Source organism: Pseudomonas sp. 18175, from assembly GCF_050432925.1.
In the GTDB taxonomy this organism is placed as follows: domain Bacteria; phylum Pseudomonadota; class Gammaproteobacteria; order Pseudomonadales; family Pseudomonadaceae; genus Aquipseudomonas.
Map to the genome: position 1 here is coordinate 22,500 of NZ_JBKFTO010000008.1, position 13,860 is coordinate 36,359.

13 protein-coding genes are annotated in these 13,860 nt (G+C 62.3%); 5 read left to right on the plus strand and 8 right to left on the minus strand.

Going from position 1 to position 13,860, the window contains the following annotated elements:
* Positions 1 to 63: 63 nt before the first annotated feature.
* The 4 genes from ACLD1Y_RS12745 to ACLD1Y_RS12760 all read right to left on the minus strand — a co-directional run bounded on the left by ACLD1Y_RS12745 (position 64) and on the right by ACLD1Y_RS12760 (position 3,896).
* Positions 64 to 1,782: a tyrosine-type recombinase/integrase gene (locus tag ACLD1Y_RS12745; protein WP_429478302.1), complete on the minus strand. Its 1,719-nt coding sequence runs from the start codon at positions 1,780 to 1,782 to the stop codon at positions 64 to 66.
* An 80-nt stretch (positions 1,783 to 1,862) separates the two neighbouring features.
* Entirely contained in the window at positions 1,863 to 2,468 is a 606-nt protein-coding gene (locus ACLD1Y_RS12750) for a tyrosine-type recombinase/integrase (RefSeq protein WP_429478303.1), read from the minus strand.
* 136 nt (positions 2,469 to 2,604) lie between these two features.
* Positions 2,605 to 2,871 carry a hypothetical protein gene (locus tag ACLD1Y_RS12755; protein ID WP_429478304.1) on the minus strand — a complete coding sequence of 89 codons (267 nt, stop codon included), beginning with the start codon at positions 2,869 to 2,871 and terminating at the stop codon, positions 2,605 to 2,607.
* Positions 2,868 to 3,896 (minus strand): PRTRC system protein D, encoded by a 1,029-nt coding sequence (locus tag ACLD1Y_RS12760; protein WP_429478305.1) that lies wholly within the window; start codon positions 3,894 to 3,896, stop codon positions 2,868 to 2,870. Before ACLD1Y_RS12760 ends, ACLD1Y_RS12755 begins: the two co-directional genes overlap by 4 nt.
* 984 nt (positions 3,897 to 4,880) lie before the next feature.
* On the opposite strand from ACLD1Y_RS12760, the gene ACLD1Y_RS12765 reads away from it, so the two are divergent.
* Positions 4,881 to 5,948, plus strand: coding sequence for an integrase domain-containing protein (locus ACLD1Y_RS12765; protein ID WP_429478306.1), 1,068 nt, complete (start codon positions 4,881 to 4,883; stop codon positions 5,946 to 5,948).
* A gap of 48 nt (positions 5,949 to 5,996) precedes the next feature.
* On the opposite strand, the gene ACLD1Y_RS12770 is transcribed toward ACLD1Y_RS12765, so the two are convergent.
* A complete protein-coding gene (locus tag ACLD1Y_RS12770) occupies positions 5,997 to 8,000 on the minus strand; it encodes a ParB/RepB/Spo0J family partition protein (RefSeq protein ID WP_429478307.1) in 2,004 nt (667 codons plus the stop codon).
* A gap of 170 nt (positions 8,001 to 8,170) precedes the next feature.
* Here ACLD1Y_RS12770 and ACLD1Y_RS12775 point away from each other — a divergent pair, with 170 nt between their 5' ends.
* The gene (locus ACLD1Y_RS12775) at positions 8,171 to 9,169 is read left to right on the plus strand and encodes a hypothetical protein (protein WP_429478308.1); all 999 of its coding nucleotides are present in this window, start codon (positions 8,171 to 8,173) and stop codon (positions 9,167 to 9,169) included.
* 33 nt (positions 9,170 to 9,202) lie between these two features.
* Positions 9,203 to 10,021 carry a GIY-YIG nuclease family protein gene (locus ACLD1Y_RS12780; protein WP_429478309.1) on the plus strand — a complete coding sequence of 273 codons (819 nt, stop codon included), beginning with the start codon at positions 9,203 to 9,205 and terminating at the stop codon, positions 10,019 to 10,021.
* 18 nt (positions 10,022 to 10,039) lie between these two features.
* On the opposite strand, the gene ACLD1Y_RS12785 is transcribed toward ACLD1Y_RS12780, so the two are convergent.
* Positions 10,040 to 10,330, minus strand: a complete 291-nt coding sequence (locus ACLD1Y_RS12785) for a hypothetical protein (RefSeq protein ID WP_429478310.1) — start codon at positions 10,328 to 10,330, stop codon at positions 10,040 to 10,042.
* Between the two features lie 548 nt (positions 10,331 to 10,878).
* Between ACLD1Y_RS12785 and ACLD1Y_RS12790 the strand changes: the two genes are divergently transcribed.
* Positions 10,879 to 11,325, plus strand: coding sequence for a hypothetical protein (locus ACLD1Y_RS12790; protein ID WP_429478311.1), 447 nt, complete (start codon positions 10,879 to 10,881; stop codon positions 11,323 to 11,325).
* Between the two features lie 143 nt (positions 11,326 to 11,468).
* A complete protein-coding gene (locus ACLD1Y_RS12795; protein ID WP_429478312.1) occupies positions 11,469 to 11,858 on the plus strand; it encodes a hypothetical protein in 390 nt (129 codons plus the stop codon).
* A 112-nt stretch (positions 11,859 to 11,970) separates the two neighbouring features.
* Here ACLD1Y_RS12795 and ACLD1Y_RS12800 read toward each other — a convergent pair whose 3' ends face one another.
* Together ACLD1Y_RS12800 and ACLD1Y_RS12805 are read right to left on the minus strand one after the other, a co-directional pair.
* Positions 11,971 to 12,441, minus strand: a complete 471-nt coding sequence (locus ACLD1Y_RS12800; RefSeq protein ID WP_429478313.1) for a hypothetical protein — start codon at positions 12,439 to 12,441, stop codon at positions 11,971 to 11,973.
* Positions 12,438 to 13,715 (minus strand): hypothetical protein, encoded by a 1,278-nt coding sequence (locus tag ACLD1Y_RS12805; protein ID WP_429478314.1) that lies wholly within the window; start codon positions 13,713 to 13,715, stop codon positions 12,438 to 12,440. The genes ACLD1Y_RS12800 and ACLD1Y_RS12805 overlap by 4 nt, the downstream gene beginning before the upstream one ends.
* Positions 13,716 to 13,860: the final 145 nt, after the last annotated feature.

Below are 13,860 nucleotides of genomic sequence, written 5' to 3' on the forward strand. Positions count from 1 at the left end.
TTAATGACGCGGAATATTTTCCGGGATTTCTTGGGATTTGGGTGGGCTGAATGCCCCCCAATGTCAGGGCATTTCACTATTGGTCGCATCTGAAGATGCTGGATGCGACACGGTGTCGGACGTTTCGACCGACTGTTGCCGTTGCCAGCATTCAAGCAATGCCTGCGCATCCGCCAAGGCGTGGTGTTGTGCTCTGCCCCTTGTCACGTCTGGGGTGGCCAAAACCCGCGGACGCGGAAAGACATTGGCGGGCCATTGCCGTCCAACGGTAACTATCTGACAGAAGAACCGCCAATCCCACTCGGGCAACTCGGTGCAAATGACCACGGGCTGCGCAAAGCGGGCCAGGAACTGGATGACCTCCTGCTGCGCCTGCGCCCAGCCCCGTCCCCATTGCTCAGGTTTCAGTTGCGGCAGTACGTGTTCCTGCACAAACGCGCTGCATTGGGACGGCTCATAGTTACCGGGCACTTCTACATACAGGGTTTGACTATTGGCGGCGACCAACGCCAGCGAGATCAGCTTGGCCTGGGCGCTCATGTCAGTGAACTCGCAATCCAGCATCAGTTCTAGGCGGTGCTCACTGGGGAACGGCAGGCAATACGCCGCCCAATCGTCGAGGATTTTTCGGCGACGTTCAAACATGTCTGTGCGTAGGTAGGCCTGCTCCACCTTACTGCCTACCTTATGTGACAAGGCCATCTCAGCGACCTCGCTGGGATAGTGTGTCAGCTCGGCGGCCCAGTCTCGGAAGCAGGAACGAAAACCATGCACGGTGATGTCTTCGCGGTTCATGCGCCGAAGCATCATCAGCATCGACATATTGGAAATGGGGCGGCCCGCACGATTGCCGGGAAAGACCCAGGTGTCATTCATCCCCCGCTGCTGCTCCAAAATCACCTGCATCGCCGGTACCAACGGCACCCGATGAGGCCGCTTACGCTTCATCCGCACCGCAGGGATCGTCCAGACTCGATGAGTCCAGTCAAACTCGCTCCACTCGGCGCCAAGCACTTCGCTGGTTCGACAGGCACTGAGCACGGTGAGCTTTAACGCCAGCGCCGAAGCCGAAGCTTCCCCATGGGTATCAAGCGCACGCAAGAATTGCGCAATTTCTACGTGCGGCAACGCGGCATGGTGCTTGATCGCACGTACCGCCGTGCGTTGCGGCAACAACTCCTGTAGATGGCCCCGCCAACAGGCCGGATTGTCGCCCTCTCGATATCCCTGCACCTTGGCCCAGGACAGAATGCGCTCCAGCCGTCCGCGCAAGCGCGACGCCGACTCGGGGATGGTCAGCCAAATGGGTTCCAGCACCTGCAGGACCTGAGCCGTCTCAATGAACTTGACCTTGAGCGAGCCGATCAGCGGATAGGCGTACGTCGCCAGGGTGTTTTCCCATTGCTGGCGGTGCTTGGCATGCTTCCAAGAAGGTGCACGCATTTCGATGTAGGCCTTGGCGCAGGTTTCAAAGTCCGGGCTACTGAGCTGCTCCAACTGCTTGAGCTGCACACTCTCTCGACGCTTCTCCACTGGATCAATGCCATTGAGCACACACCAGCGTGCCTCCTTGGCCAGCTCCCGGGCCTGCTCCAGACTCACCGTACGGGCCGAGCCCAACCCCATCCACCGCGTGATCGCTTGCCGCTCGACCCGGAACAACCAGCTTTTGCCATTGGCCTTGGACACCTGCAGGTACAGGTTGCCGCCATCGCTGTAGCGACCCGGCTTGGTCAGCCGGGTCACTTTCAAGGCCGTCAGTTTGTTATAGCCACGAGGCATAGTGCACCTCCGCCCCTGCCTACCGGTACAAGCTTCTCGGCGTACCGAAGGGCAGGGTTTCACCCATCACACCAGGGGAGTCATGCCTCATCCAGATAGCCCGTCAGGGACTCGGACAAGCAGTACAACGACCAGGCTTGCATTAAGTGCCAGCGTTCGCGTAAAGACTCGGTGTTTGCCGCAGGCTCGCAAGGGTCCGTCGAGGCATCATGACCCAGGGCCTTGCAGATCAAAGGCTGCGAGTAACGGCCTTGGTCAACGGCCCAGTCAAAAAAGCAGAGTCGAAAATCACGCGGCACGATCGCCTTATACCCCATGCGACGAAGCAATGCGGAGATCTGCAAGACGGCCCAAGAACGCGCCCAGGAACGGGGTAAAAGACACTCTTCGTCCAAGCCACGCAGGCTTATCAACACCGTGGCCATGGCCGGCACAAAGGGAACTATATGCGTCCGGCCGGACTTGGTGTTGGCCGCCGGAATTGTCCACCTCAGGGTTCGCCAATCAATGTCCTGCCAACGAGCATTCATCACCTCGGTGGGTCGGCAGGCGGACAAGATGATCAACTGAAGCACTCGCGCCGCCACCTCGGGACGCAGTTGCAGCTCGTTTAATAGACCGGGCACCTTACCGTAGTGAAGCCGCGGGGACCGACTCTCCAAGCGTTTGGCAATGTTACGTTGCATGCCACACCTCCATTGAGTAGGCGCCGGCAGGAACGTCCAGGTCCTTTCCTCCGACCGGCAAACAGACCGACCCAAATCCGTGGTCGGCAGATTAAAGATTACGCAGCCTCTTGCAGCGTCAAGCCCTCAGCCCGTTCTAGGCATCCGAGGGCAAATCGAAGGCCTGCACTACCTGTGACGCACTGTCGGCATCCCGCTCACGCTCCATCGCACCGCCAGAGCGTGCCACGACGCCTATTCCGAGTTGCGCCAACAGGCCCTCGTAGGCCAGAAAGCGCAGACGATTGACCCGCTTCGGCCCTTTGTTAAAACGCATCAGATCGTCGTACAGACGCGGGTTGTCCTCACGCGCAATCTCAAACAACAGCCGCACCGAGGGCGACGACGCGCCAGGCTGTGTCATACCACACCTCCCTGCCCGGTTTTTCCGGATTGCCTCACAGTACGGGAATAGTCCATTCCCGCGATCTGATAGCCGCGCAGGTTGGCATACAGCGGCTCTTTGACCTCAAGCACTCGGTGCCGGGAGAACGCGTCCTTGACCGCTTTCTTGAACAGGTAGGCCCCGCCGCCGACCAGGATCACGTTCTGCACGTCATAGCTCTCACCGACCCGGCGCAGCATCGCGCCCACGGCTTGGCGGGCGACGCTGTCCACCACCGGGCGCATGCGCGCCAGGCTATAAGCCTGCTGAAAAATGGGCACCGCCTTGCCCCGGCGCAATGCCTGATCGATCACCTCCAACTGCGTGTACGGCTGTCCGATTTCCTGGCTGATGTCGTCGGCGATGATCTGCAGGATGTCGATCACCCCACGGTTCACCGAGTGGCTGCGCTTGGACGACAGCTTCATGCCACGCGCCACCAGCCAGTCGAAAGTGCGCGCCCCAGGATCGATAACCAGGCTGAACTCCTGCTCCATCGCTATTACCCGGTTCTGCTGGGTGGCGTAATCGATCAGCGCGCCATTGGGTTGGGCCATGGCCAAGGCCTTGCGCACTTGCACGGTTTTACCCGCGCCCAGGTCATGGCTGCCGGTCATCAGCTTTTCCAGCTTGGCCTTTTGCGTCACATACAAGGCCACCGGCAAGCCCACCACCAGCAGGTCGATGTGCTCAACCTTCATCAGCCGTAGGGCGCCACGGGCCAGGGCCAGGTACTCGGGGGTGTCGATATAGCTGTCGTGGATCTGCGCGGCACGGAAGCTGTCGGCGGCCAGTTGCACGTCGGGGCCGACCTCGTAGAACAGCTCACCGATGGGGATGGCCACGGTGCGACGACGATCCGCACCCAGCGTGCCCGCCGGGTCACGGGATGAGGGATAGGCCAGGGAGGGAAAGTGCGCGCAGCGAATGGCGTCGCCGTCCTGCCCCGTGACGTATTTCGTATAGCCGTAGCCCACGTCGATGGCGCGGACGATCATGTTCATGGCAGTACTCCTGCGAACAGACAATGCCTGAGCGTCATCAAGCGACGCCCTTTGGTAAGCCACGTTCCCGCCGTTAACTGCGACTGGGGCTAGACTGGCCCTGCACTGTATTCACGGCGACCATGGCACTCCCACCTAAGCTCGCACGCCAATCGCAGCGGTCAACCGCTCCACTGCGACCGATGCCCTCTTCCGTCTCGATCCGCCAACGAGCATTCCGCTCGGTCTGCCGGCACGTTCGAAACCAGAGGCCCAATCAACAGCGGTCAAGTCCCCGCTGCGTCTGGCCTGATACGCCTAGCGTAAAATAAATCGTCCTCAAGGCCATGTTGCAAACCTGCACTCGCCCGGCGTATGCCTGCGCTTTGGCCGCGCTGGCAGGGCGTCGGCGCTTGACCGGCTACATGGCCTGCGGTCAACTGCAAGCGTTCCACGCCTCCTGCGGCGGCTTCATCGCGAAGCGACCAGGCGTTGCGAGCGTCAATCGCCTTAGCCCGTGTCACACTGGCCCCCGAGGCCAGCCGATCTGTATTCCTGTCCTCGCTGCCGATGCCCTGCTCGCTGAAGCACGCTCGGCCTGCTGTCGCCGTGACGATCTGGAATCGTCCGCCGCGTCCCGTCCTCAACCTGAGCCCGCGTTGAACGCAGCGTGCGGTGTGAACGCCCATAGGGCGCCCCGCACGTTCTTGCCCAGACCTTCGACACCGCCCCGTACTTCGGTCAGGGGCGGCCCCCGGCGAAGGGAGGACGCTACTTTCAGTGTCGATCCCCACTGCACACGACCGGCTCGACTGGTCGTCGATGGCGAGTGCCCTTGAGGCCTGCGTCATCCCCATCCTTGGACGTTGCTTAACCGCACAACCGAGTCGGATCACCCGTTCCATTTTTAAGCACGACCGAGTCTGATGCGGCCTGATGGCTGCACAGGACACCCTTGGGGGAAAACCACCACCCGCCGTTCATTGACTGCGTTGGAGGACCAACATGACCCACCCTCTCCGTCCAGCACCGGCACCCACGCGCCGCTCGGCATGGGCGGGGCTGACGCCGCAGCAGGTACTGGATCGCTACCCACCTGGGCGCTGTGACCCACTGCGGGTGCTGGAGGTGTTGATCGAGTTGTTCAATACGCAGCACACGGCGCGGGAAAAGACCGTGTCGCACAAAACCCGGCACGAACGGGCAGCGTTTTTGCGGCGTTTCTACGTAGACCTGCGTGCCAAGGCCGGTTTCAACACCCTGCCGGATCCGCGTCGCCTGCGGCAAAAGCACCTGCGTGCCATGGCCGGCGTGTGGTCGGCAGAAGGCTTGGCCGCCGCTACGATCCAGACGTACCTGAGCTTTCTGCGTGGATTGGCGTGCTGGGTGGGCAAGCCGGGGCTGGTGCGCGCACCGGCGTTCTACGGGCTGACGCCCACCGAGTACCGGCGACACGAAAACGCCCTGTACGACCATAGTTGGTCGGCACAGGGCGTGGTGGCGGAAACCGTAATTGAGCAGGTGCAGGCATTCGACCGGTATGTCGGCGCCGCGTTGCGGCTGATCCTGGCGTTTGGCCTACGCCGCAAGGAGTCGGTGCTGTGTCGGCCCTTTGCACATGCCCAGGAACATCCCGTACAGGGGCTTTGCCTACGCGTCACCGGCAAAGGCGGACGGGTGCGTTGGTTGCCGGTTGATTCGCCAGCACGGCGAGACGCGCTGACTGAAGCGCAACAGGTGGTCAGCCACACGGACGCGCCGCTGGGTGACCCGACCCGTGATCTGCGCGCCAACCTGCGGCGTTTTGACTATGTGATGGCGAAATTCGGGCTAACGCACGCGGTGCGCGGCGTCACCGCCCATGGCCTGCGGCATCAAGTGTTGATTGAACGCTATGAGACGCTGACTGGGGTTGCGCCCCCCGTACGGGGATCACCCGACGCTATCCCGCGTGATCAAGACCTGGCGGCGCGCCGCACCGTCGCGGAGCTGGCGGGCCATGCTCGGCCCCGCGCATCGGGCGCCTATCTTGGCGGTACGGGCAGAGGTCGACGGCGAAAGACACCGACATGACGGAATGCCGAGGGCAACGCTTGGTAGCGTCGCCCTTGGCCCCCTCGATCAGACGGACTCCAGCGATTCAGTCTCGGCCTGAGGCTCAAAATCAGGCTCGCTTTCGGCAGTGTCGGTGTGTCGGCGCAGGCACGCCGGCAGCCAACCAAGCCCTGCCACCAGTTGCTCGGCTTGCAGCGCACACAGTTCCTTCTTCAAGCCTTCCAGCGGGCACGCCGCCCGCGTATCCACCGCCTCGCTTACCACCGCGACAATCCGCTGCTTGGCCACATGCTTGAAATAGCCCGCAGCGGTCGGCTGCCACCACTGCGTCATGTCCAACGCCACCGCGTCGGCCACGGCATCGGTGCAATAGTGGTCCGATTCCACGCTGTAGATCCCGGTCAAGGCACGGGCCACCAGCAGCGCCAACAGTTGCAGTACCTGCGCTTGCGGCTGCCCCAGCAACCACGGCACCAGGTTGCTCAGCGTCAGGTCGTTGGGCAATCCGTCCTGCCAGCGGGTGCTGGCAGCATCCACCGCCGCCAGCGCCGGGCAATGCTCCTGCCCCTCCAACGTCTTGAGCAGTTCCGGTTGACTGTCGGTCAGTTGAATCGCCAGGGGCTGGCTCGACAACGAAAAGCGGTAATCGTGGCAAGCGAACACCTGTTGCACCAACTGCGCGGTCAACACCGCCAATGCCACCTCTGGACGCTGGATCAGTTCGGCCTGCAGCGCAGTAACCCGATGCGCGGTCAGGCAGCGCATCAAGTCTTTGCTATGCACCGCCCGCGACGGCGCCTCGACGATAGCCTCGGCACTGCCTTCTTGGTCCTCCCCGTCCTCGACAGGACCGCCGCTCTGGGCTGAAGTCGGTGCAGCGCGTGCCCCAGGCCGGACCAAACCATATTTCACTGCGGGGGTGCCATCCTGGTCCACAAACACCACGCAGCCGGCCTGCGCCTTAACCGCCTCGGGCCAGTGCAGGCGAGCGAGCCCGGCGGCCTCTTGCTCGGACTCCAACGCATCAAGGCTGTCCCTGAGCGACTGGCAGGCCTCCTCATCTTCGTCCTCATCCATGTTCTCCAACTGCTCGGCTAACGCAGCTATCTGCGCCTCACATTCCTCCCGCCGCTGCGCCTCGTCAGGGGTCGGCTCGCGCTCCTGCGCGTGCAGACGAACGAATCCCCCATAGGTGCCGTAGTCATAGCGCAACTGCGTGTCGACCCAGCGCCATCCCTCGGCCTGCAACTGTGTCGCCGTGTGCGCCAAGCGTTGCAACGCCAACTGCTCCAGCAGCGGGCGATCGCTCAGGTAGGCCGTACCTGCATCGCTGAACAGATCGGGGCGCACCTTACCGCCTGCCTGTTCGTAGGCCTCCAAGGTCACCCAGCGCACCAGCCGATCAGTCGAGGGGAGTTCGTCTTGGGTCAGCAGTGCGCGCAGTTGGCTGACCTGTCGATTCCAGATCGGCAAGGCATCCCACGCCTGCTCTTGCCGGGCATGGTCATCGACCGAGGCCAACACCATCAGATATTCGAGTTCAATCTCGCCCTCGCGGTACAACGCCATCAGCTTTGGCGCCACCCGCGCCAGCTTCATACGCCGCTTCACCACTAACGGTGTGACACCAAAACATGCGGCCACGTCTTCGACCGAACGGCCTTCCTCGATCAATTTGGCGAAGGCATCAAATTCCTCGGCCGGGTGCATCGGTACGTGATGATGGTTCTCGGCCAGACTGATCAACAGCGCCTGCTCGGCCGACACCAGCAGCACGGGCACCGGGTGGTTCTCCGGCCAATCGCCCGCGCTGACCAACTGGCCCATGGCCCGCCAGCGCCGCCCGCCGCCACACACGGCAAAGCGGCCACGCGCACGCTCGACAACGATCAGGTTCTCCAGCAGCCCCAACGCCTTGATCGAAGCGGCCAATTCATCCAGTCCGATCAACGCCGTGCCCTGCGCTGGCCGCGCTTGATAGGTTGGGGGGAGAAAGAGTTTGTGGTATGGCACGGTCCGGCGCGGGGCATTCGCCACCATCGCTTCAAATTGTTGTTTCGAGAGTTTCATACGACTGTCTCCTGCGAAGTTGAACGCCGCCAGCCACCGGGCTGGCCGGTAGGTTCAGCATCGCGCCGAAACGGTGCCGCTCAAGGGGCGAGCGTTGAACAGAGGGCTGTCGCCGCCCAGTGAACAGCCGCTAAGATGCGAGCCTCGGTCGCCAAGAGGAATTCCTACGGATGAGCAAAGGCATCAAGATGTTGTCGGCAGTGGATGCACAGGGAGCTTCCTACACCGTCGATCAGTTGCAGGCGCGCTACGAGAATGCGCAGAGCATCCCCGCGCTGTTTTGCGACGATGCTAAATGTGGGCATGCCGTGCGCTTCGTGAAATGGCACACGCAAAACCGCAAAGGCCGCGTGACACCGATTCAGGTGCCCGCCTATATCGGCTTGAGCCGCGACTCCGACCATGTGCTGGGCTGCCGCTACGATGCGCCCGGTCGTTTGAAGTTGATCCTGGCCGCCGCCTCTGACCCAAACTTCCTGCATGCCCTGGATGACGGCAAGCGCGAGCTGCGACTGCTGATCCTGCATCAGGGGTTACAGGGACGTGGTGCTTCCGGCAATCCCGCTGCGCCCCGGCCTTTGCCGCCGGGTGGCGCCGCCGCGCAACGTCCGACCGGTTTCCGTGCAACCAAGGAGCAACTGGACAGCTATCTGCGCACTACCACGGATTTGTTGGCACTGCGCGCCGCTTGCGAGGACGATGACCTGTTGGCTGCGAACCTGACGTTGAGGCTCGGTAAGCGCCGCATCGCGTGGCACGATTTTCTGTATGAATCGGGTCGATATGACGAGGTGTGGGAGAAACTGGCGCCAGAGGGCGGCGGCCATGCGCTGCCGTTGGCGATCATCGGCACCGTCAAATCACACAAGATGCCACCTGCCGATGCCACCTACACCACCACGTACTTGAACTGCGAGTCGCAGCTCAACCGCACCGATGACCCGAATCGTCGCGAGTACTTCGAAGTCAGTGTTGGCCATGCTGACGCTGAGTGGCTCCAGCAGTTTGCCGTGGGCAGCCAGCTCATCCTGTTTGGGCTATGGAAACGCGGTTCGACCAGCGAATCGAGCAAGCCGCATCCGCGTGAGGAAGGTCGGATCATGACGTACGTGACCCATAAGCTCCGCCTGTCTCTCGCATCTAAGCGGCAACTGGCACCTGTGCGCTAAGCACTGCACCAATCTCTGGGAATGTAGATTGCCATGTATTTGCTAGACCTGTTGACGCTGCAAGAGCCGAGCTTCAACGCCGCCAACGCCAAAGTCCATCTGGCACGCCACAACAGTGTCGATGCCCCCATGGACGTCTACCTTCGGGGTGAGTTCGATGAGTGGCAGCGTTGGCAAAGCCGGCGCAATTTCGAACGCGAATGGGTGGTTTCCCTGGTGCAGGACAGCGCCGACAACACCCGCTGGCTGTTCGTCGGGCTGTTCCGCCCCACTGGCTGCGAGCCCCGCCCCGAACCCAAGCCGCACTTCTTTTACAGCCTGGAGCGAGTGCCTACGACGGTTGAGTTTGAGGGTCGTCTGTTCCTGCGTAGCCGCTACAAGGAGCGCCAGACCTACGTCTATGGCGAAACCGTCGCGCAAGACCTGATCCTTGAAGAGCTGCTCCCCGAACGGGTGAGCATTGGTCGGTTCCCCGGCTTCAAGCGGGTCAACATCAGCAAGGCCGAACTGGATCTGATTGTGCGACACAACCTAGAGTCATGGCGTACCGCGCTGTCAGCGGTGAAAGGTGTCTACCTGATCACAGACACCAGTAATGGCAAGCTGTATGTCGGCAAGGCAGATGGCGAACAGGGGATCTGGGGGCGTTGGTGCACTTATGCAGCCAATGGGCATGGTCACAACAAGGCGCTGGTGGAGGAGCTGGGGTCGGTTGCGCAGCGACAGCAGGACTTCCAGTTCGCCGTGCTGGAGATTGCCGATCTGCAGTCCACACCGCAGGAAATTGCCAAGCGCGAGAGCCACTGGAAAGAGGTGCTAATGTCGCGGGTGTTCGGCTACAACCAAAATTGAATAGGGCCGTATCGCGGATCACGACCCCGTATTGCCCGCCTTCAACAACGAGGCGGCCCGACGTTGGGCGAAATGCGCTTCGACCTCTGCGGCGGTGAACACCTCACCGGCACGTACCGACGCAAGGGCGCGCTCAACCTTCTGCCGAAACCAGGCGTCGTAGCTTGCTTGCTCAGTCTGCTGCTGCACCACCGCGCACATGAAGTCGCACAGCAACTGCGAAGTGCTGCAGTCCAGTGCCTTGGCTGCCTGGGTAAAGGCAGTTTTCAGCTCATCATCAACCTGGATGACGATGGTTGCCTCAGACATGATGACCTCCCGGATTGAAGGCGGTGTACAGGGGTAAAACGGTCCAGAGCCAAGCATACTGCCGATCCTGCCCGTCCGCCAAACTGGCCCAGCAACTCCCCCCAACTCGGCCCCCTTTAGCCCCTAGTGAGGGTTTAGGCCTTGAGCCTGGGCTCCAACCAGCTCTATTCTGACGGGGCTACTCGCAGGCATCGTGCCTGCTCAGCCTTCAGCCGCGCTTCGGCGCCCTGAAGCCCAGCCCTGCTGGCGTCGCAGTCGTCACCTGCCTTACTGAGCGTTACCTGTCGGCCCTACGTGTGTCGACATTGAGTTGCGAGGCTCTGCCGTATAAGAGCTTCAGTCATTGCGATCCGTCGGTGTCGGCTGAGGATCGCGCGTTGGTCAGTTGCAGTGGACCAACCCGAGGAAGGCCCCTGTTCATCAGAAGAGGGGCCTTCGCCTTTCAGGCCTACCCATGCCTTGATTACCCCCCACTTCACCCCAACCGGGAATCTACCTATTCCCGGCCGGGAAGCGGTGTGCCCTGGTGTCTCTACAGGAGCCTCACGATGTCACCCACCCACCGCCCCTACCGTCACGGCATCAGCCGTGAAGAAGAGAAACTGTGGATCGGTTTTTATCAACGCATCCACCGCGACCCGACGCTGGCCAACGAACTGCTGACGCTGATGAAGCATGATGCGGTCATGCGCCGCGAGCATCTTGCGCTGTACCTGTGCTGCCGCGAGTCATTGCGCATCGCCCAGCAACGTCAACTGCGCGACCAGCAAATCGCCCGGGTGGTGAACCTGGTGCTGCTGGGCCCTTGGCGAGCCCTACGCCGCGCGTGGCGGCGCGGCGGGGATATCGCTGTGCAATGCCTGCCGGAAATGATCGCCTCCGCCCCACCACGACCCGAGCCACTGCCGCCGCCCAAGGCCGTCAGTGCACGCAAGCGCCGATCGTCGCCCGCCGGCAAGGCAAACGGCAACGCGACGCCGACTGAGGCAGTCTAATCACTGTCCCGCCGACGCACGCCCCTCACCCGGCGTGCGTCATTTACTGCCGTTCCAGCGCACGTTGCGCTGGCCACCGAGACCCGAAGGGCGCACCGCCCTGGCGGGAGGGCGCCCTTCATTGACTGATGAAGGAGTGCCTTATGTCCCCGTATCGAGCTTACCTGCGATTCCCGGCTTGGCTGTGCCGGTGGCTTTGCCCAGCCAAACCCAGCGACCAGCAGACGCGGCGTGTCGCCAGCCTGCGCCGGTTGCGTGAACCCTTGGTGGTGGTTTCGACCGCGCACCTGAGCGACGCCACCTTCACCCGGCTCAGGACCAACCAGCTGTCAGTGCAGACCTATGTGCATGCCTACGGCGCCTTCCTCTACCTGGGCCGCACACTGGAGATTGCGCCGGAGGAAACCGATCTGCGTGAAATCGTGGAAGCGAGCATCCAGGCCGAGGTGGCGTGGCTGGGGTTCGATGTAGAAGGCGCAGTGGCCGATGGATGGCCGCTGTTTCGCGACCCTGCGGAAGAACGCCTGCTTTGAGGGTGCACCCATGCGGCGCCTGCCTATAGGCGCCGCAGTTGCATCCTGCAATACCGTACCAACTGCGGCGGAAGCTTGAAACTGGCGTCCGTCGTTGACGAATGTCCTCTCGCTAGTCGTATGCCTGTGTCCTATCCGATAACAGCGCGCGCATGCGCTCGACGCGACGTTGGGCAGTGCCCAGACAGCCGTTCATCAGCGCCAAGGCTCTCTCGATCTGCTCCGGCGGGACAAGTTGTGACTGCAGCCGCACTTGGCGCTCATACAACTGTGCCCGGACCTGCAACAGTCGCGCTCGCTCCGCCTCGGCTTGTGCATGCAACGTTCGCAACCCCGCACGCGGGCACCGCGCCGCCACGACCGCATCAACCTGTGCCAGCTCATCCAGCAATCGCGCCTGCTCCTGCGCCAATCGCTCGCTCTCGGCTCGCAGCGCAACCAGCTCCCGCGCCCGTGCCTGGGCGCGACGCATCCGCGCTTGCCACTGCTGCAACGCCCATTCGGCCAACGGCAAGCGGTGTTGAGCCCATGCCCGGCGTAACAGGGGGTGCCGATCCGGGAAACGCACGACCCGCAGCATCACGCCCTCCTACCAGCGGCCCGCGCCAGCTCGGTTTCAATCTTGTCCGCATACCCTTCCGGGTCCTGGCGATAACGCTCCAGCTCATCCCAGGCCCGCCGTCGGCCCTGGCGATTGAGCTTCCACCCCGTGCCCCAACGTCGATCGGCATACGCGCCGTAGCGGTCCGGGTCCAGGCCAAACGTCTCGGCCAGCGCCAGTACCTGATCGTGGCTGGGGGATTCGTCGCTGTTAATCGCCGAAGGCTTGGGCAATGGCGCAACAGCTGTCGGCACCTCGGCAGGAACCTCACGCACCGGCTCGCTGGCCAGTACCTGCGTAGCACCCTCAGCTTGCATCAGGCAGGTATCCGGATCGTCTCGTTCACGCAGCAACGCCGTCACGTCCACCGGCGCCTCAAGTTTGATGATCCATTGCGGCACTCGTACCGGCTGGCCGTCCTCATCGATATGCGCGACGTCACGCAACTGCTTGCTCAGGTAAAACGGCGTGCGCTCCCGATCAAGAAACCCGGAGATACGTCCACCGCGCAGAAAGCTGATGGTTTCGAAGGTCTGAATCGCCTCATTCAGTGCATAGAAGCTGCGGGTGTGCAGTTCAAACACGCTGACCGAGCGGATGCCGGGGATAAAGAACAGGAAGCGGCCATCCAGATTGCATTCCCGGGCCTGATACTGCGGGCAGGCCTCCGGGTTGCAGATCCCACCGTTGTCGGCCCGCAGCATCGGTTGGCGCCCCCCGAACGGTCGTACGGGCCGCGCGCCTTGCCCGTTCGGCAACGGCGCCGGGCACCAGCACTGGCGGGTGCGGCCATCGGCCGAATACTGTGACCAATACCGTTTTTCACGCGAGCCCCACACCGCCAGTTGGTGCGGCATCACCGTGGGCCAGTGATCGGACGGGAACACCACCGGGAAGCGGTACAGCCGGCGTTCGCCATCCCCGCGTGTCTCGCCGTAAGCCTCCAGAATCTGCTGGGCCAGCAGCGGGTTGGCGAAGTCTTGCGCCCGCACGGTGAACCACGGCACATTGCGCGGCACCAAGGGATGCTTCAGCGTGGGAATGGCGGTAAGGATAGCGGCTTCGATTTCGTCGAACGATTGACCGGCAGCAACGCCCTGGTCATACAGCGATTGCGCTTGCGGTTGTTGCGCTGCGTGCTTGGTCAGCACTTTGATGCCGGCGCGGATCTTGCCGCAGATGGGTAGACGTGAGCCCGAACGACCAAGCAACACGGGGCTTGAGGGGGGCGGGGGAACCAGTGTGGTGGTGTTCATTGGGCGAATCCTGGTGGTGATGGAAATCCAACTCACCACTAGGTTCACACCGGATTACGTGGACTCAACCCCTCACAACGCCACTGAACAATGAATCACTTCCCCGCTTGGCGCCCAACCTGCGATTCATACAACCAAGAACTGT